Annotated in this window: 16 protein-coding genes; 6 read left to right on the top strand and 10 right to left on the bottom strand. The window is 38.8% G+C overall.

The genetic code is table 11. The features are described 5' to 3' along the window. Window positions 1-204: 204 nt before the first annotated feature. Complete coding sequence (locus tag DB520_RS21615) at window positions 205-1,536, bottom strand: purple acid phosphatase family protein (protein WP_114751878.1); 1,332 nt, start codon at window positions 1,534-1,536, stop codon at window positions 205-207. Window positions 1,537-1,749: 213 nt separating this feature from the next. Here DB520_RS21615 and DB520_RS21610 point away from each other — a divergent pair, with 213 nt between their 5' ends. The 6 genes from DB520_RS21610 to DB520_RS21580 all read left to right on the top strand — a co-directional run bounded on the left by DB520_RS21610 (window position 1,750) and on the right by DB520_RS21580 (window position 6,173). After that, window positions 1,750-2,562 carry a hypothetical protein gene (locus tag DB520_RS21610; RefSeq protein WP_157972192.1) on the top strand — a complete coding sequence of 271 codons (813 nt, stop codon included), beginning with the start codon at window positions 1,750-1,752 and terminating at the stop codon, window positions 2,560-2,562. 221 nt (window positions 2,563-2,783) lie between these two features. Then, window positions 2,784-3,068: a type II toxin-antitoxin system RelE/ParE family toxin gene (locus DB520_RS21605; RefSeq protein WP_114751876.1), complete on the top strand. Its 285-nt coding sequence runs from the start codon at window positions 2,784-2,786 to the stop codon at window positions 3,066-3,068. A 13-nt stretch (window positions 3,069-3,081) separates the two neighbouring features. Further along, window positions 3,082-3,381, top strand: a complete 300-nt coding sequence (locus tag DB520_RS21600) for a HigA family addiction module antitoxin (RefSeq protein WP_114751875.1) — start codon at window positions 3,082-3,084, stop codon at window positions 3,379-3,381. Window positions 3,382-3,418: 37 nt separating this feature from the next. Beyond that, on the top strand, window positions 3,419-3,664 hold the full coding sequence (locus DB520_RS21595; protein ID WP_114751874.1) for a type II toxin-antitoxin system Phd/YefM family antitoxin: 246 nt from the start codon (window positions 3,419-3,421) through the stop codon (window positions 3,662-3,664). A 697-nt stretch (window positions 3,665-4,361) separates the two neighbouring features. Then, window positions 4,362-5,300 (top strand): thymidylate synthase, encoded by a 939-nt coding sequence (locus DB520_RS21585; protein ID WP_114751872.1) that lies wholly within the window; start codon window positions 4,362-4,364, stop codon window positions 5,298-5,300. A gap of 3 nt (window positions 5,301-5,303) precedes the next feature. Further along, complete coding sequence (locus tag DB520_RS21580) at window positions 5,304-6,173, top strand: alpha-glutamyl/putrescinyl thymine pyrophosphorylase clade 3 protein (RefSeq protein WP_114751871.1); 870 nt, start codon at window positions 5,304-5,306, stop codon at window positions 6,171-6,173. 1 nt (window position 6,174) lies between these two features. On the opposite strand, the gene DB520_RS21575 is transcribed toward DB520_RS21580, so the two are convergent. From DB520_RS21575 to DB520_RS21540, 9 genes are all read right to left on the bottom strand, one after another. Next, a complete protein-coding gene (locus tag DB520_RS21575) occupies window positions 6,175-7,239 on the bottom strand; it encodes a hypothetical protein (protein WP_114751870.1) in 1,065 nt (354 codons plus the stop codon). A 6-nt stretch (window positions 7,240-7,245) separates the two neighbouring features. Then, window positions 7,246-7,584: a hypothetical protein gene (locus DB520_RS21570; protein WP_114751869.1), complete on the bottom strand. Its 339-nt coding sequence runs from the start codon at window positions 7,582-7,584 to the stop codon at window positions 7,246-7,248. A 236-nt stretch (window positions 7,585-7,820) separates the two neighbouring features. Continuing rightward, entirely contained in the window at window positions 7,821-7,979 is a 159-nt protein-coding gene (locus DB520_RS26820; protein WP_198675411.1) for a hypothetical protein, read from the bottom strand. A gap of 50 nt (window positions 7,980-8,029) precedes the next feature. Then, entirely contained in the window at window positions 8,030-9,997 is a 1,968-nt protein-coding gene (locus DB520_RS21565) for an ATP-binding protein (protein WP_114751868.1), read from the bottom strand. An 8-nt stretch (window positions 9,998-10,005) separates the two neighbouring features. Beyond that, complete coding sequence (locus DB520_RS21560) at window positions 10,006-11,550, bottom strand: AAA family ATPase (RefSeq protein WP_114751867.1); 1,545 nt, start codon at window positions 11,548-11,550, stop codon at window positions 10,006-10,008. Next, entirely contained in the window at window positions 11,547-15,242 is a 3,696-nt protein-coding gene (locus tag DB520_RS21555) for an Eco57I restriction-modification methylase domain-containing protein (RefSeq protein WP_114751866.1), read from the bottom strand. The genes DB520_RS21560 and DB520_RS21555 overlap by 4 nt, the downstream gene beginning before the upstream one ends. A gap of 1 nt (window position 15,243) precedes the next feature. Next, window positions 15,244-18,600 (bottom strand): helicase-related protein, encoded by a 3,357-nt coding sequence (locus tag DB520_RS21550; RefSeq protein ID WP_114751865.1) that lies wholly within the window; start codon window positions 18,598-18,600, stop codon window positions 15,244-15,246. Continuing rightward, on the bottom strand, window positions 18,597-18,797 hold the full coding sequence (locus DB520_RS21545; protein ID WP_114751864.1) for a helix-turn-helix domain-containing protein: 201 nt from the start codon (window positions 18,795-18,797) through the stop codon (window positions 18,597-18,599). Before DB520_RS21545 ends, DB520_RS21550 begins: the two co-directional genes overlap by 4 nt. A 134-nt stretch (window positions 18,798-18,931) precedes the next feature. Then, a complete protein-coding gene (locus DB520_RS21540; protein WP_114751863.1) occupies window positions 18,932-20,170 on the bottom strand; it encodes an alpha/beta hydrolase family protein in 1,239 nt (412 codons plus the stop codon). Between the last annotated feature and the right edge of the window lie 228 nt (window positions 20,171-20,398).

Below are 20,398 nucleotides of genomic sequence, written 5' to 3'. Positions count from 1 at the left end.
CGAAATCCAACCCCGGTAGGGGTGATAGTACTATAGAAAACCAAGATAATAAATGAACCCTAACCCCAGAAGGGGTGATATTATTTTTGCTGCTTCTGCCTGTTGTCCACAGGAATCCTCGACCCAACTCCAGCCCGCGCAGGGTTTATTGTTGTTTTAATCTGATTTTTGAATAATTCTCAATCAGACTTGGCAGGTTTATACCTATTCAATATTATTGACCTTAAGAGTTTCAGGATACTCGTCAATAATTTTCCCCGTCTCATTGATCATCAGAAAATGCTGGTGGGGGCCGTGCAAGGTCACAATTATGGCAGAATTTTCCTGGGCAGATTTGTACAGGTACCATACTTCTTCGGGGGTTTTGGGTTCCCTTTTGCCCACGCCCCAGGAACCATCTCCGATATAGACAATGCCATTGGGATCCACTTGGTCTCCACGCAGGGGATAGGTACGCTTGTAGGTGTGGTCATCATTTTCCAGGGCCACACGGACACCATGTTTTTCGAATAGGGGCACCCAATGCTGCAAGACCTGTTCCGACCAGAACTGGTTACGGGTGCCACCGGGTTGAACCCTATGGGATGGGTAGGCGGGTTTGTGGTAAACAGGGATGATATGTGGTCTTCCTTGCCTTGATGCCAATACTTCTTTGAGCCATTCTGTCTGTGTGCCACTGATCAAGTTGCTGTGGGAACTATCCAGAATGATCAGTGAGAGGTAATCCCCAATATCCAACGCACCATAGCCAGGTTGTCCCGGAAAGGCGAACAGCCTGTAGAAGAAGGGGCCTTTTTCCAACCTCATTTCATCCGTGGGTTCTTCCATTTCCCCTTTTTTCACTTTGGCGATAAAGGCAGGCATGCTTTCCGTCTCCCCAATGGCAGTTTCCGATCCGGGATAATGGTGGTTGATCACATCGTGGTTGCCAATGCCCACGATGATGGGTACCACCCGTCCCTCGGGAGTGATAAGGTCCGTTTTCACCCTTTCAAACCAGCTGATCCATCGGTCCAGGTTTTCAGCCATTCCGTTGGCATAGGCCAGGTCCCCGCCCCAGACTATGAATTCCGGATCATATTTCATGGCGGCCTCGTTCATTTGGCGGAACATGTCCCCATGGGAAGTATCCCCACCGGCGGCAAAACGCAAGGGTTCCCGGTTGTTGGTCGGTAGGGTATTGAAATTGTACACCCGGCTGAATTCCCCTACACGAAATTCATAGTTGGTTCCTGGTTCAAGGCCGGTGATTTCCACGCGGTGGATGCTGCGGTCGGAGTGGGGGAATTCATGTTTAGCGGCCTTAAGTTCTCGCCAGTCCTCATCGGGGCCGTTTCTGTAATAGAGCAGGGATAGCGCCTGGTCTTCGGGATGTGTATGCCAGTCGACGGTCATGGTGCGGGTGGGATCCTGCTGCCAGGTGAGGACCAAGCTAACGGGTTCCGTTTGGGCGATGGTACCTGCACAAAGGCAGGTGCACAATAGCTGAAAGACAAAGAAGCGTAACCAATGAGTGGTGGTAAAAAGGGAAACCATGGATTAAGGGTTTTTGGTAAATATACCGAATTAGGGGGAAGATGGTCTATTGCCCTCGATAGTAAAATGATCTCTCTATTGTTTTTAAGCGATCGTATGGTTGCAAAGTATTCGATTATAACCATTAATTCGAGTAGATTATTTCGATCTCTATTTTTGCATTAATCATTTAGGTTATCTACTTTTAGTAATGAAAAACAAAATTTGCTGAATGTGGAAACAATAGGCATACCATTTTATAGAATCGGGGCTTTTATATTGTTAGCTTCCTTTTTTGGTTGTCTGGAGGAAAAAGATCCTTTTCTTCCATCAGTGGATGGCCCCTTATTGCAGCGGGTAGAGATGGAAGGCAAACCAAGTGAACTTCTGGACTACGACAACCAGGGACGTATTCGTACTTTTAGCAGTTCCATGTTCTACCGCGGTTACCATTATGATGCCCAGGGTCAATTGGCGAGGGAGGAGGTTACTGTTTCTCCGGATAGCTTTCGCTCCTATATGCCAATTGACGGGGAGAGGGATTGGGCCGATCCAGAAAAGCATGGGATAAGCGGCCATTCCACCTATGTTTATGACGAAGCAGGCAAAATTGAGCGGATAGCGTATTTTTTTTCACCTCAAGATGAATTGCGTTCCACACGTGCCTTTGTTTACGGAACGGATGGTTTTGTGGAACGAATGAATTTGTATGACGGGGAAGAAGTGCTCCGACAGTATTGGACTTATGGCTATGATGGGAAAGGAAACCTGACCGAAGAAAACTACTATGTACTGCAGGAGGGAGAGACCATTCACATGACACGGACGCAATATGCCTTTGATAGCAATCCCAATCCGTACCGAGTATTGGCAGCCACCGGGAATCCAGGCATTTTTAGCAATCCCAACAACATTGTTCGCATTTCGGTTACAGCGATCAGTCCAGATGCAGCGGATCATCCGGAGCGAAGTTTTGATTATGATTACGATTCGGAAAGCGGGTATCCGGTAGGGAGCAGTTCGGGAGAGGTGTTTGTTTACCGATGATCAGAGAAACCAATAAATTCACATCTTTGGAACGTCCCTTTCTTCGATTTAACCAAGGGCCAGGAACCGGTATTAATCGACAATGGGGTGGTGGGTGAATAGAATATTAGCAAAAATAGTATGAATTTACTGGGAACTTCTCCTGCAAACCAGCTAAAGGAATTATAATTAAATGATGAATTTTTAAAATGTAAGGTGTATATTTACACTAGACAAAATGAATGATAGAATCATTTAAACATAAAGGCTTAAAGCTGTTCTGGGAAACAGGCAACAGCAAAGCTTTGCCTTCCGTACAGGTCAAGAAGATCCGGAGGGTACTGGATATCATAGATAATTTAAAAGATGTACCGCAGGATCTGTTGCCTTTCAGGGGAATGAGACCGCAGCAATTAAAAGGAGATCTTCAGGGATATTGGAGTATGGATATCACCGGAAACTATCGGATACTGTTCAGATTTGAGGATGGTAAGGCTTATGATCTAACCTATATTGATACACACTAAATATAAATAGCATATGAAACGTGGAATAGAACACAATACACACCCTGGGGAGGTTTTAAAGGAAGAAGTGATTCGTGCCAATCGATTGACTATTGGCAAGGCGGCTGAGCTGCTTGGGGTTACCCGTCCAACTTTATCAAACATTTTGAATGAAAAGGCTTCTATCACACCAAATATGTCACTTAGGCTTGCCAAAGTCTTTGGAGGAAATGCAGATTTCTGGTTAAGGATGCAGCTGTCACATGATCTGAGGAAAGCAGAAAAGCAGTTTAAAGAGAATCCACCAAAAATAAAGCAATTTGAATCTCAATAGATTAATTGATTAAATTCCAACAATAAAATTTAGTCCGATGAAAACCATAACAATGACCGAATTGCGTAAGTCCATGAAAATGCATCTTAACTACGTATCCAAGGATTCAGGAACGATTATCGTTCCCAGAAAAAGTGGTCAGCGTGCAGTTGTAATAATATCAGAAGTTGAGTATAACTCCATAAATGAAACACTTCACCTTGTGTCCACCAAGCCAAATAGGCAACGTCTGGAAAAATCAATCCAACAGCATAAAGAGGGGAAAGAACACCGATTGGTTTAGCAGGTTTCATTAGTAAGAGGTATTGTCATATTTTTAATTTAACATAATGTAAATTATATAACAAAATAATGATTTTACAATCAGTTCCACGGTCGTTGCTTACTCAGTATCTGTGCAAATAGTCAATACCTTCACAAAAACTAAATTCTCAAGCGTCAGGATTTTGCCTGTGATACACTTTTTTGCTAATGCCTCCTTGGTAACTTGCACGAGCCTTTATGGCTCTCAGGTTTTTTGTCTTTAATTCGCGTTGGACTCGTGCCGGGCTGGCAAATACTTTTGGCATTGGCCCAAAAGTATTCAAAAACCTTAGCCAAAATAATCCCCTAAAAGCCGCACAGTAGCTAGTTCACGACCGGGTATTTTGGCAGGCCAAGGCCTCTGCATCATGAGATTTGGAATGCAACAATAATTGGGCACATTTTGGCGAATACGTTTATGCGGCTATTTATGGAGGATATGAAGGAAATAGGATTTTTGATATAGATTACGAACAACTCAATTTGCGTGAAGATGGTAAGAGCCTAAGCAAACGCGACAAAAAGAGAAAGGTTTTTGCAGGCTTATTAAAGAAGAAAAATCCCAGATAAAAAGATATTTTAATATCTCTGATTATACTTTGAGCATCAGATGATTTTAATATTTATATATTTTAGTTATTTTTGAAATAATCTGGAACTAACCATCCAAAATTGAAATGTTGAATAGACCAACTGAATTTATTTCGCTAGACGATTTGCTATATGTTACTTATACCAACATCCTTAAAGATGGGGTCGAAATTGATGGAAAACGGGGTAGGTTTAAGGAACTTTTAAATTATTCAGCTACACTCACAAATCCTAGAGTACGTACATCTATGTCTCTGCACAGAAGTCTTGTTCAAAGCAAGTTTGCAGAGTTTGCCTGGTTTTTGTCCAAAAGTGGTGATAGAGATTATATTAAACCTTACATTTCTGCCTACGGCCGTGAAGAACAAGAGAACAACAGAATATTAGGAGCTTATGGACCAAAAATATTTGAATCAGAAAACGGTCAACAATCGCAATTTGAACGAGTTATCGAACAAATATTAGAAAGAAAGATAACGAAACACGCATATATGTGTATAAGTGAAAAAGTAGATTATAAAGTTCGTCAGAAAAAGCACCACAGCCCACCTTGCACAATAGGTTTACATTTTTATGTTAGAGAGTCCAAATTAAATGTAACCTGTTACATGAGAAGTAATGATGCATATTTGGGCCTACCCCATGATTTATTTTGTTTCACTATGTTACAGGAATTAATTTCTATTAGAACTAATATTCCAATTGGAAATTACACACATTGTGCTACATCAATGCATATTTATGAAGAACATCATACCTCGGCTTATCAGTATCTTTATGAGGGTAAGCAGGAACCAATTGAGATGCCTAAAATAAAGGAATTTAATAGTGAAACACTTAACTTGGTCTCTAAAGAATTTGGCACAAAAACATCAAAATCATATATGAATAACCTAGATGATTATTGGAAGGATTATGTATTATTCTCTAAGAGCTATCTAAATGGGAGTTCTGATTTTGAATCTTGGTTAGATAAATTTAGTAATACGAAAATGCGAGAGATTGCTCGAAACAGTATAAGTTAAAAAATGACAATTGATGAATTAGAAGTATTGTGGAGTAAAGCAATATCAGAGGTACTTGGAGAGCAAATTGGTGGTAATGAATTGAACATACTATCAAGACAAACTTTTGACAGTATTAGAAGAGTTCAAATCTATGAGACATATAGATTAAGAGCTCAACGAGCCGTCCAGGTTAAAGAGACTTTTATACATACCTCAAATCCGTTTGTTTTAGCTCAGAGATCAGATTTAAGCATTAGCAATAGGACATGGATTGTTTACCTAGCTACCTATTTCGGCAAAAGCAATAAATCACATTGGGAATTATTTAATCGAGCAAGTTTTCGTCAAGATCAAACCTTAATTAAGATCGAAGAAATTCTTGCAGAATTAGACAACTACTTCAACTACTTATTGAGTTTTGAGTTTTTCGAGGGTTGTTCTTTTTCTAATCACCGAAAATATACTGCTAAAAAGTTAACTGGTTATAAAGGACTTTTTAGAAGTATGGAGTACTTTGTGAATCACATCAATAGTTATTCACCTGATAATGAGATTGAATTTCACGATATGTATTTAACATCCCAAAAAATACCAAATTTTGGAAGATTAGGGGGGTTTGATTTTACCAGTGCACTCGTCAAATGTAGACTTAACGTTAAAGAGCCTATGTCTATGTATGCAAACCATAGTACTGGGCCCCTTGATGGACTTAAATTATTGCTTAAATTTACCAATAATAACACGTCTAAAGCTTCTCAAATACAATTAAGCCTAGATTTAATGGATTGGTTTATAAATAATAGCAAAATCTTTATGGCAGGTCAAGTGCTAGAAGATGCCATCTGTAATTGGCAGAAAAATACTTCAAGATATATTAGATACACAGGTTGATTTATTGAAACTCAACCCTTCTATAGACCTTTCTATACCAACTATAAGGTGCTAATTTTTCTCGATGAATCTGTGCAACGATAAGTGAGGCAGAGATATCATACTTTACCGCTAAAGATAGAATCTCATTATATGAACCGCATTTTCTAATTTGTGATTTTATGTCTTCTGGAAATAAAATAGCTTCTACATATTTATTTGCTTCGTCCTCTTCGTAGATATTATCCACCATTAGCGATGCTAATTGGAATTCATCATCTGAATAATGGATTAGTGGATTTTTCAAACTATGCAAGATGCAGTGAGATATTTCATGGAGAAAAGTAAACCAAAACGCCGCATTATTTTTATATCTGTCGGTTACGACAATAATGCGATAATTTTTCAGAAGTCTTTTTGTGAATCCTGATACTCCAAATCCTGATTCACTGGATTTAAATAGTATTACAGTACCGATCTCAAAACCAATTCTTTGGATTTTATCTAATATTTTTTCTACCTTATTAACCTTAGTAAGAGAAACAAGACTTGATAGTGAATCAATTAATAATTCAGCTGAAAATCTTTTAACCTTACCTTCATAAATATATTTTTCCGCTTCTCTCTCACAATCCCTTATCCAATTTGCGATTTTAACAGGAGAAGGCTCAAACCTCTGCGTTTTGCTATACAAAATAACCGGGCTTTCAAAGTAATCTACAATGAGGTGCTCCAATGACGAGCATTGAAAGTCATTAAGCAAATTTTCAATATTAGTTTTCCTTGAGTAGCAAAGTTCGTCAAGTGTCACTTTATATGTTGAATAGACTTGTTGATTGGATTTTGATATTTCCTCGCAATAGTTTTTATACCTATTTATCCAGAACATTTCAGACCCACCTAAAAACTGAGAGAACTGATAGGCTAATTGTTCACTAAGTTGTAATTGATCATGAATTAATTTGCCAAATTCTTCAACAGTGAGATTTAGTACTTCTCTGAATTTTTTTATATCTAAATCCAATTCTGATATCCTTCTAAGAACTGTAGTACTGGGAGGAGATGCAATCTGATAGTCGAAATCCATTTAATTCTAATTGTATTTAGGTCTACTAACTGATTCACTTTGTATGCCAACATTAAGAATCCTAACAATTTTCATTCGATCAATGTGATTCTCAGCAGGATTAGTGTCCTTACTAATTATTTTTCCAATTATTTTTAAAGAGCCACGTTCTATTTCTAATGTTCCTTCTTCTCTATGAAAAACATATTTCAAAGGACAATCAACTAATTTTGGAGCGGCTCTTAAATCAGCAATAATAGCGCGAATTTCTTTTATTTCATCATTCGAAAAACCTGAATTCAAAGAAGATGGCCTCAACAATAGGCAACACTCTCGGATTTCATCGTTTTCATATGACACAAACATGTTATAAAGTTAGGATATTTGAACAGGAAAACCACAATTATTATAGTTTTAGCGGTCTCTTTGATTATTCGCCATTTACTTTAAGCCACACACATATGCCATCCACGCAAGTCCAAACTCAACCCCAAGATACCAAAAGAGTGTGTCTCCCCTACCCGATAAATGGAAAAATCTTTTCTCCCCATCTTATAAGAAAAAAGATTAGTCCCTTCAGTCTATTTTTAAAATCTGGATTCTCAGAGATTTTCTTCTTTTGGAATTTTTACATTTCGCTCTCTTTCGAGGTTGACTGCCTGAAGATACAACTCATGATATTTTCCATATGGTGTTTTTATTATGAAGTCAACTCCCCTAATTTCACTTTCATTAGCGAAAACTTCCAACCGAGCTTTCATCAATTCCAGTTTCACAAAATGTTGAGCGTATTTTGTTGATTTGTCAATACTTACCTCTGTATTTCTTCGGGCAAATATTCGGCATATCTAGCTTTAAGTAACTTTATCCCCTCCTCATCATGGCTGATAGAATAATTTAATTTCTCTTTGAGATACTGGTATCTTGCTTCGGCATCTGAAAGAACATCAATCCATTTTTTAACTAGGACGGTTAAGTTTTTCTTTTTGATGATCTCACCAAGTGGCTTCCCATCTTGCTCGTATTCAAATTCAAGAGTGCCATCCATGTCAGTAACCAGCAAAATGACTGTCCATTCATTCTTTTTCATATCAAATCTACCGTCAGTAGAAATGGCCTGGGCATATCGCTTAACCTGATCCAATTCTGTAATTCCGGATTTTTTGGAGGGTCTTTTGAGTTCCAATACAAAATTTTCAAAATACCCGGATTTTCCTCTGGGAAACTGCTTATACAGGCAGATATCCGGAATGTCTTTTAACCCTGCATTATCCTTTTCGTCCAGCACCGCCTGAAAATCGTCTCTACCCAATAGTTGGAGATGTGATTTCAAAACATTCTTTAAGTTCACATCTTCAACTCCCAGGGAATAATCATCTCCAAATACCCAGGTATTGTGTTTCACGATCTGATGTAGATGTTTTCTTTCCAGAACCTTATCTCGGGTCTTGGGCTCCAGCAAAATCAATTTAAGCTCATATAGAACTCTTAATCTGTCTGACACCTCCTTAATAACAGTAGTGATATCAGCCAGAGATGTTTTCTCCAATATTTCCGCTAATTCATCCTGCTTTGTTTTGGGCATTTTAATGGCTTCCGATATAATTTTTTGCAGTGACTTACTATCAGATTCCAACGCTTCTTTAACGAGACTGAAAGTGAACTTTTTGTTCTCCTTTTCCTGCTCCGAAAATTTTGGAACGTATTCGTTTATGTTTAGTGCTAGTATGTCAAATACCTTTCGCTGGACATTTTCAATTTCTGATGCTGCCTTCCCATGATAGGGGTATATTCCTTCTTTCTTGGCTTCTTCTATGAAACCTTTAGCATCCTCATGCATTCGGTCTCTGACGTATTTTCTTGCCGATTCTCTAGCTGCCTCGATTGCCAACCTCAATACAGGTTCGTTTTCTCCAAAATCTATGTTACCGGTTTTATGAATTTCGTCAATGTAATCGGAGAGCAAATAGATGGAAATATTGAATGATGGGGCTTTTATACGTAGTGGAATTTCTGAGTAAGAAATGCCAGCCTGATTACATAAAAATATATTTCTATCATTCTGAATTGACCATTCCAGTATTCTAATTTTAAATGAGATTTCCTTTTCTGAATTATCTATTTTAACCTTGAATTCATCCTCAAATTTTCTTTTGATGAAATGTTGAAAATCCAGGTTACGCTTATTGATTGAAATACTGAAGTCAGGGTATGCCAGATAATAGACTGCCAGTTTTTCTTCAATCTGTTGATAAATTTTATCAGTAGTAATTACCGATGCGCAATCCTGATTTATGTTATTCAAGGTGACTTTTACTCCTGTTGCCCCCTCTCCTTTCTTTAAAGTCCTCACGTCACTTATTTCCGCACCTTGAATGTTGTTGGCATCAATAGTAATGTCAAAGTATTTAAGTGATCCATTGTCTTTATAAGTACTTTCAAATTTGACAAGGTTGGCCAATGAGAGGCTTTTAAATCTTCCTTTACCTTCCTCTCCATGTAGCTTTCTATTCCCAGGGCTTAATCTTCTGACTTTTTTAGCCGAACCGCCTAGTGTTCCAAAAACAGCTTCTGCTTCTTGATAATTGATCCCGTTCCCATTGTCCTCAACAATTATCTGAGTAATCCCCAGTGAACCTTCCTTAGCCGTTATATTGATGTTTTTGGAATCAGCATCCAGACTATTCCATATTAGCTCCATTAAAGCATTTGTACCACTTGCTTTGGTGAGCCGTTCTAGATGATCTCTTGCAACCTGAATATTGACTGATTTTCCCATATCTAAAGTTAGGCGGTCCCTGGATTAATTTGCGTTCTCATTTGTTGTATTGTTGCTTCTTTCGTGGCAATGTCCGCTTTAAGTTTTTCTATTGTACTTTCCAACCCGAGATAACTTTTGCTTTTCTTGAAATCTTTTTCAGCTTGAATTAACTTTTCGATAGCAGTGATTGTCTCTTCAAGTTCCTTTTTGAATTCCGGTTTTTCTAGATCGTCATGACTAAATGGGTTCATGACTACTCCCCGATATATCTCAATTTCCTTGACCACCTCTTCATCAATATTCGTCTGTTCTTTAATTGATTTCCAGAAATCATCACTCTTTAGCTCTTTCTGGTTCTTTCGATAAACTACTTCCAGGTTATTCTTTTCACAAATAAGCTTTACCAGCCTTTCGAAAGCGGTTCTAACGTATACCGCAGAGGCCTTGTAGTCCTTTTCGTCCAGATAGTGTTTCGCTGTTTTAAGCAATCCACTTCTGGGCTTTATGATCGGAATTTCAAAATCATTATCCCTGAGTTTATGAGCATACACCTCAATATATTTCCACTTTTTAGTTCCAAAATAGTTCTGGACTAATTCATACCAGACCTTGTCATAGGTAGTCATGATTACCTGAAAATCAGACTCAAAATGTTGCTTGATTATAGTCAATAAAGGCATGCGATTACTCATGTCCAAACCAATGAGCAAGTCATCCAATACAAGAATTTTGAGTTTTCCCTTGGACGGGTTCACACGAATTGAAGCCAGATATACGCTAATTGCGAGAGCTGATAATCTAGCTTCATTCAGAAAGTCATGATGCTTCTTTAGTGATGTGTCGAATAATTTCACCACAAGATTAATGCGTGCATTATCCAACTTTCTACGGCCTTTGTATTCCACCCCTTTGAAAGCAAAGGACACCTTTACATTTGAATTGAAATAATTCATGAAGGTATTGGTGTCAGCTTCAATAGAACCCAAAAGTTCCTTTAACCCATCATTAAAATGGCCTATATAACTTTTGATCCTTGCCACCACATGATCTCCTTGCCTTAGTTCATCTGTTTCGTGCCTGATGGCTCTCCATTCTGCCCCTATCTCCTTTTTTGTGAACCTATTCACTGCATGACTGAGAATATCATTGACCAGAATCTCAAATAAATTCACATGATCATCATGCCCCATATGGGTTTTAAGAAGCTTTCGATAATCAAAAAAGCCCTTTATCTTATTGGCATCCGCAATATCGATTTTATCACCTGCTATTATTTCACCATTAACTTTGGTTAGCTCATAAGATGTTTTCTTGCTGGAATCGGAGGACTCGCAAATGGTCAGCTTAATGCTGGCAGTTTCCTTTTTAGATTTTGGGACGAAGATGTTTTCATCTACTGTAACTTTCTGGACAGAGGCTAGAAAGAAATTAAGCAAGGCGGTATATACAGAGCTTTTGCCACTACCATTTTCACCATACAGCATGAGGTTTTTCCCATCCTTGTCAAGCTCAATATGATGATCACCATAAAATGCCTTGTAATTGCTAATATGGATATCGGTAATTCTCATTTCTTACCCTCAATAATGGCTATCTCCGGTATGCTGTCCATGTAAAAAATATTGTTTCTGACCGGATGTTCCTTGTCATCCAACCGCTTGAATACCTCTTGGCAAACAGCCATTTTTTGATCATCTGTCATTGAAGCTTTCAACTCAGGGAGGTCTCCCAAATGTTTGATCACTTCCCGATCGTATTTTTTGAGTAATTCAGGAAAATAAAGCTCGTAGATGATACCATCTAAAATCTGTATATAGTAGGACGTCATGAGCTTAACGTTTGGCTCCTTTACTTCTTTAGCACTAATAAATAGCAAGTAATCAACCAATTGTATTAGTGGTTCAAAGACACCCTTCATCATATTCGGTATCGGAAAGGGTTCGAGGTATTTAGTTTTAAACCGAAAATACCCACCTCTTAATATTGCTCCCGTGGATTTCAAATAATACCAGGTGACGCTGGAATTGAGGATCGCCAGAAATACTCTAATGTCAATATCTATTTCTGTTTTTTTAACCAGTGAATACACTTGAGTATTATGAAAAAAACCACTAGTATCTAAAGTCATATTTGATCCAAGTGAAATCTCCGGGGTAACTATTTTTTCACTCTTAAATAAATTCATTTCTCTGGATCTATGTAGACTATACCAGTATTTTGAATTGGTTTTATACTTTATTTTCTTTTCGGTCAACTCTACCTTATAGGGCAGAAAATACTTATACGCTTTTGGGAATCTTTTCTTAAACTCTTCTTCTGAGTATGGCATTGTTTTTCCGTCATACTCAAAGTGAGGATATACCACATAAGCCCTGTTTACTAAAGGGTAGTATTTTCTCACATCATCTCCTCTAAGCAAGGGCTTCATTAGATCGGACTCAATTTCAACAGTAGAATTTGTTTTATGAGAGTATCCTTTGAAAAGCCCCCCTTGTATTTGACCTTCCATGATGAAAATATCATCCCCAACAGAGACTATTCCTTGAGAAACATTTGAGAAAAAATCCGAAACTTTATTACTATGTGCTGAAATTAAGCCCATCACACCCCCAGATTTACTTGTCATGAAAATCCATGGTTCTTCTGAAAACGCCGTATTATCTATTTCTGAAAAGTCATCCTCAGTTAGACTAGATAGATATTTTTGGATTTCAACTTCGGTGTGTAATTCATTCTCAATACTGTGATACTTTGTGAATTTGAGGTCTTTAAACTGAATCCATATCAGTGACGAATAGGTAGATACGTTGAATACTTGACTCTGCCCAAAAGAGATAAGACGATTGACTTTTTTACTTAACTTTTTTCTCAACCCATTTCCAAAATCGGCATTTGTCCACTTATCAGGTTGTATAAAGTTTAGTACGCCAGTTTTTGAAAGTAGCTGATAGGATCGTTCGGTAAATAGAGCATACAAATCAAATCTTCCTGTGGCGGAATCGTATTTCTTTAAATAGTAATCAACTTCATTGGGATATTTGTCCCTTATGCCTTGAACCCTTAAATAAGGAGGATTTCCAATTACAATATCAAAACCGTACCTCTTAGCAATAGTATCATTTAATATTTCCGGAAAATCAAGACGCCAATCAAAATGCTCAAATGCCTCTTGGTGTTTGTCCTGAAGCTTTTTAAGTCTCTTTATAGTACTTTCAAGTCCCTTAATTCTAAGCTCTCTATCCAGATTGAATTTTTTATCAGTCGGTGTAGGGTCAAAACCTCCTTTAATTGGTGTGGTGTTTTGAAACTTTTCCTTGTTAAAAGAAAGCTGATTGATTAATGCATCAAGTTTCAGGTTTCGTATTTCCAAGACTAGTTCGCGTTTCGCCTTCAAATTGGGGTCAAAAAATTTTTTTTGTTTTTGGGTAATAGCAATCAGGGTTTCCTGAAGCTGTGTGACAAATTTTTTACCAGCCCCTACACTATCTTTTCTTTCCCAATCTATCTCGATAATCTCCCCATCAAATTTTGGAACCAATGAATTACCAACCACTATTTTATAGTCCAGATTAGGTAAAGCTTGGGGTCTATCTCTATCGACCACCAGTGAAAGCCAGAAGCGCAATCGGGCAATATCTACAGCACCTTTTTCAATATCAACTCCATAGATCGAGTTTTGAATGATGTCTTCTTTGGCTTTGGCCGGATTCCATGGGAGATCAATTTCATAGCTCACGATCTCCCTAATGCTAAATATCTCCTGTAGCAAACCCATAGGAAAAGCACCGGAACCGATGGCTGGGTCACAGATTTTTACATCTTTTAGTTTGGTGTCCACTTCTCCTAAATGGCTTTTTGAAATGGTAGAAACTTCTTTTTCCCTTACCAGCCTCTGTAGTGCATTTTCGTCTATTTCTGGTAGTTGGGTTTTCAGGTATTCAATCAAGCTTTCCTGGCACATGTAGCTAACAATCTCTTTGGGCGTATAGTATGCACCCTTATCTTTATTGTCTTCCAGAAGGTTTTCGAAAATGTGGCCAAGCATCTCCGGGTCAACAGCTACCGTGTGATCGTCCTGGCTATCCTCATAAACAGTAAAATTGAAGGCATTCAGAAAGTCTAGAAATCCACGATATGGACTCTCCTTAATTTCCACTGTTGCGCCTTTGGGTACAGGAATATCCCTTTTGTCAGGATTCGAAAAAAGCTCTGAGGGGAAAGTCATTAAGTCCCCCTTTTTATGAATGAGTTCATCCACCTCATCTCTCGTAAACAACCCGCCATTTAGGTAAGGTATTTTTACCTTTCTACCTGTTTGTGTGGTATAATCATCATCCGGCCTTTCTTTATTCAAGGCATTAAAGAATAGTTCTGTCAATCCGTGCGGAAAGAATCGCTCGTCACCACCAGTTTCATCAAATAGTTCAAAAATGAAGTTTTGTGAACCATCTTCATAGTCAGTATTGCTTGCTCCAAGCCATTTCTTCTTTTGGACAAAATACAGAAATACAATCCTGCCCAGGAGCTTTTTACAGAAGTCTCGGGCGTTCTTCTCATCTCCATTGAACACAGATTTCAAAAATGCACTAGGTGTGCCAGCATTAACGGGTTCCCACTTGCTGCCTATCCGCATCATACGGGTGCCAGTGAGGTATTGAACAAAGTTTAAATAGTGTTCCTTGTACTCGTCAAAAAAGGCTTTGCTCATTTTCTCAACAGCAAAAGCCTCTCTTAACGTATCTAAGTTTTTATCAGACTCTACCGAGAGATCCGTTAACCTATCCACCAAGGTTCTATTGGTCTTATCCTCCCCTGCTTCAACTAAAAAGGTATATCGTTTTGGATGAGTTGCCTTTTCTTTAATACTCCCATTAACGAGTTCACTATCCTTGGCGACCAAAGTGAAACGCCACATGTCTTTGTAGGTAGGAGAAATGAAATTGATCAGAGCTGCCTGGCCGCTTGTCAAAAGCTTTCTTACATAGTGCTGTATGGCCACTTTACTTTGGTCGATCCGAACGTATTTTTTCAGAAGGATTTCATAACACAAAACTTCAACATCATCTTCCAGAGTGATTTTCGCGTACACCCCTACTCTTTCTATGACTTTACTTTCAGTATTATTAGGTTCTTCCGGTGGTCGTTGAATGGAAGTGGACACCTCCAATAAGTTTCCAAAAACCTTACTCAGTAATTCTACAGCAAAGAGTTTAGTATCGTAATTCTTTTTTAATGCAGATATCAGTTCTTCCTTGGCGGCCATATCAAATGAAACTTTGGGTAAGTACTATTTTAGGGTTGACAATACCTCTTGGTTTTGGTTTCTCGTTTTCACCCTCTGTTCTTGTTGATAAATCGTATCTGTCTAATACTTCCTTGAAAAGTCCGTCAATAAACGAGTCAGGTGTTGCCATCAAAGCAGCATTTTTCTTGAAATAATCATTCACTGATTTTGGTAGTCCTTTTGAGGCAAACGCACCCTTCCGAATTAGCTCTAATGTACGGTTGAGTGCCTGTTTTTTTTGTTCTGTGTTTACCAATTTGACGATTCCGCGAATATTGGAAATAGCTTTATTCTCCGCTGGGCTCAGACTCTTTTTAGAGATCGTTTGAATGTTTTCCTGATTCTTTTCAGACTTAAAAAACTCAAGCCCCTTTGATGTTTGGTCATAATGCAGATCATGAAGTTTTACTGGCTTTTCTTCTATGGAAGCCTTATAAATCTTGACAGCTTGAAGGAAATTTATTTCAATACAGTTGAAATCAGGAGTAATGAAACAGAAGATACCTGGGTGGTTCTCACTTTTTAAGTATGCCAGGGAAGACTTTACTAGCGGGTAATTGAGGTCGCCCGCATCAGCAGTTTGCAGTACCAACTCATGATCTGCATCTGCTTTGCGCCCACATCGCGCTTTATTCGGGATTCTAGCCATTTCCTGAAACAGCTTAGGTTCCTTTTTCTTAAATTCTCTTAGCTCATTAAGGTATTTCAAAATTTCACTTTCTTCTTTTTGGATTTTATTGCCAAAAAGAGCCCCTTCTCCCTTTTGTTCCATCAATGAGAATATCTTATTATCTTCTCCAAAGGCTGTATGAAAGGCTTGTAATTTCCTAAGAGCAGTATTTACCAGATTGATTTGATGATCACCGTGAGCAGATGGATAAAAGTTATAAACATAAATCTTTGCAGCCTTTGAACCGATTCGATTTACCCGACCGATCCTTTGCATGAGTCTGGTGGAGTTCCATGGCACATCATAATTGATAATTACATTACTTCGATGCAGGTTAATACCCTCAGCCAAGACCTCCGTGGTGATAATGATATCAAAGTCATTTTTCCATTTTTCTTCTTCCAGATTGGCATCAAAGTTTTCACGAATAATAGTTTCAACCCTCTTTCTATTTTCGGCACTAACAGTCAGGATATTGTCGTTTCCAACTTTAGTAAGTTGTTCCGAGAGTTCTAGAGCTGTCTCCTTTGACTCACTGAAAATGACAATTTTGCCACTGTGGTTCTTTTTTGAATTCAGAAACTCATTATTCAATTGTTCTGAAAACTGTATCAATTTTGGATCAATTTTTACCTTTTCCCACCTTTCAAAAAGAGCCTGAATTCTTGCCTTATCTTCTATAAGGAGATCATAGAACCGCTTATCGAATGCTTCTGAGTGATATTCTCTATTGTTTCCCCCCTTGTCGTTGATTTTGGATTCAATTTGATCATAGCTCCAATCCTCTTCCAATAATTTATTAATGTCCAGATCAGGAGCAATAAAAATGCGGTTATCATCATACATCTGAATCATGTTATCCACCGCCTTGTTCAGTCTTTTGAGTGATTGTTTGAAGGCATAGAAGCTACTCTCCAGGCGCTTGACCAAAAGCGTTTTCATGATTGCTGCGAGGCGATTCGAAATCGATCCTACATTACCATATATTTTCTTGTCTTCTTCCTTGAGTAAGAATTCAATAGCCCTATAACGATAATAGCCTAAACCCTCAATTTCATTTCCGAATTCATCCAAGCCAGTTATGAGGCTTACTGTTTCAAAAAACAATTTGCTCAAATCATCATCCAAATGATAATAAAGGGGCGTTGGATCACCAACCTTCGGAAACCGGATATTCTGACTTTTTAGATCTTCTAGGTATTCCTTATTGTTTTCAATATCTGTCCGAGTTCTTCGTATAACCAAAGGCTCAATCACATCATCCCGAAGTTTCTTGAATAGGGCTCTAAGCTTCGGAATATTTAGTTCCTTCTGAGAGGATAGCTTTTTGTATTGATCATTTATCGGCTTGAAGTAATCCTGTAAATTCCTGATATTTTCAAGTGTACTATTTCTTCGGTCTTGAAACAGATACAATTGATTTTCTATGTCTTGTGGACGATTGTTTAAAGGTGTAGCAGAGATCAAAATGACTTTTTTCTTATTATCTCCATTCTCAGAAGGTCTAGACCTGGGCTTCTTGCATATTTCCTGAAGAGCCAGATACATTTCCGTATAATCATTTCGGAATTTATGAGACTCATCTACAATGATCAGGTCAAATTTTTCAGCGTTTGAATAGCGATAGTTTTCCTCATTAATAATCTTGTTAAGACTGCCAAGGGTAATAAACTCGAAATGATTTCGTATTTGAAAATCATCGGAAGTTCTTTGCCAGTTGGCTTCCAAGGCTGGCGGCACTACTATCAGTACTTTTGAATGAGTACCGTTTTCATAAATAAATTTCTTGATCACCATACATGCAACGATAGTTTTACCAAGTCCAACAACATCTGCCAGTATAAAGCCATTGTGCTTCATCATGATTGCATAACCTTGATTGGCCGCATCGGACTGATATTTCAGTCGCATGAATTTATCAGGTAAAAGCAAGTCTATGTTGTACGGGTCATACTCTACTCGCTTGCCAAAATATTCAATGAGCATTTTGATATAGAGCTCAAAAGGAGTGAAATCATCCCGTAAATGTGTCTTTTTCTTTAGTCCTTCAGCTTCTGCTTTAAGTATAGGAATAGATTCATCCCACAATTTTTCGAATTCATCAGAAGCGAATTTTACATCGTCAAAATCACGCAAACTGACATTGAATTCATAATTAGATTCTGGATTTGCACCAAGCCCAGAGTCTGTCAAGTTGGACGAACCTGTAATTACTTCACAAGGTGCATGCTCATTAAAATTAGCCGGTTTGAAAATATATATTTTTGCATGAAGTTTCCGTTTAGGGTGAGCCCTCAATTCTATCTTTTCGTTCACCAGATCATCAATAAATTGAACAATACCCACTTCAGTTTTTTGATCATAATCCGCATTTTGAACATCCTCAATCATCCTTTCTAAAAATGCTTCCTTTGTTTCATCCAGGTTATCAATAAAGTACTGTCCTCTTTCATGGTACTCCTTTGTGAGCTTTTCAACATTAATCCCTACCAGAATTCTAATTTTAGGGATTTTATTTAAGAATGGCCTGACTTTAAAGTAGCCTGAGGCTCTAAAATATCCAACAAGAGCATCGAATTGACGAATGCTTTCTATATGGGTGAAGACACCTTCAAATTTTTTAAGGAGGCTATTTTCTTCGCTATTTGTAAAAAACTTAGTGCTCATTTGCCTTCCTTTTTTTCTATTAGCAAATCCTTGACGCTCACTTCAAGTATTTCGGCTATTGAGAATAAGTCTTCTAGGCTTGGCTGTCTTCTATTTTGAACATATGAATTGACCATATTATAACTTTTACCCAGCTTCTCAGCCAGCCAGGTCTGTTTAATACCCTTAGATTCAAGGACTTCCTTAATCCTGTTCATTTGCTCTTAGAATAATGGTAGTTCAAGATAAGGAATTGACAGAGAATTATCTCATTGGATGAGATATAAATATTATGTGAAGGAAATTAATGGGCCAGCTTACAGCTAAAAAGTACGTTTTTACTTCAAAAAATCTACTCCCAACCCTTCACCTCACTACTGCGCCGATTGCCCAAGGAATCCACCCAATAGATGTACCAAAGATTGGCATCTCCAGGGACCGATACCTTGCCTTTTGCTGTATCCAATGGTATCCGTTTCCACTCCCTTTCGGGACTACGTTTCGTATCCCCCGTGTAAACGAGGTAAATTTCTCCCGATGCCTGGCTGATCGAATATCCGACCTTCCTCCCCTTTTCTTTTAGCTTAATTGAACTATTAAAATCGTTTTTATCTTCTAGTAGGGTACCGATAAACCGGTGAATTTCCCCGGGTTCCGCTCCGTGCAAATGACTGTGTTTCAGTCCCGGTATCATGGCATACCGAGCATCCGGTACCATGTTGGCCGTTTTCTGCCAGTTTTCCACGAAATAAGCAAAATCATTGGTGCCGTTGATAAACAGCATGGGTGTCCTTGCATGGGCTACATAACTGGAAGGGTCCCAAAGTGCTACCCATCGTTGCGTCCCTTCCATTCCAAGGGAATCAAACTGGAGGTCCCAGGCACTTCCTTCATGGAGAAAGCCAGCTCCATATACCGGCACGGCCGCAGCAAACCGGTGGTCCACTCCTGCGACCAAATTGGTCAAGTATCCGCCCCAACTGATCCCAGTTAGTGCGGTCCGCTCGGGGTTTACCTCCGGAAAGGAGCGGATAAGGGAGTGCGCCCGGACAATATTGGATACCGAATGAAATTGCCATTGGGCGGTAAAGTCTTCGTCTAACCGGAAAAACTTGTGCACATCGTCCTGTAGGGGGCCTCCAGCGGCCAGTCGGGTGCTTTTTGAGCCCCAGGGGTTGTCCTGTTGGGCTTCGGTTAAGGGCTGATTTCCGCTAAGGTCCATGGTGATGGCGGCATACCCTCTTTCGGCCCATTCCCGTGCCCAGATTCTAAAGGCTGTCCCTCCCCCACCGTGAACCAGCACGATTCCGGGAAACTCCCCTGTTCCCGAATTTTTTCCACCCAATGTAGCCGGGCTGGCGTAGTAGGCAAATACTTCCGTCACCTTTCCATCATAGGCTTCACCGGTATAGATCATCGACCAGACAGCATCGGTCTGATTTACCCATTTATAGTCGGGGGCTGTTGATAAGGCCTCTAAATCCCAGGGAATTCTACCCTCCAGATCCGGCGGAAGAGAAAGTCCCGTTTGGGCAATAACAAGGCTGTACAAGAAAAATAGGGTTAAACCGGTTGAAATAGTGTTTTTCATATTTTTTCTGATCTATTTGTGTATTTCTATTTTCCGATTACGCCTTCAAACCCTTTACCCTTATAATTTAAAATAATGGCAGCCAGGAAAGCTTTACGATCACGTAACATTTGCAATTCTTTAACCTTGGAATCGTGTAGATAAAATAATAACAAGTGGGGCGGAAAACAATCTACTAGCAAGTTGTCTTGAATAGTTTCCTCTAAATCATTTGCTTGGTCAGATGGA

The organism is Pleomorphovibrio marinus, from assembly GCF_003347495.1.
In the GTDB taxonomy this organism is placed as follows: Bacteria; Bacteroidota; Bacteroidia; order Cytophagales; family Cyclobacteriaceae; genus Pleomorphovibrio; species Pleomorphovibrio marinus.
Note: the sequence above shows the minus strand (reverse complement) of the source record. Positions and strands in the feature narration are given on the sequence as shown.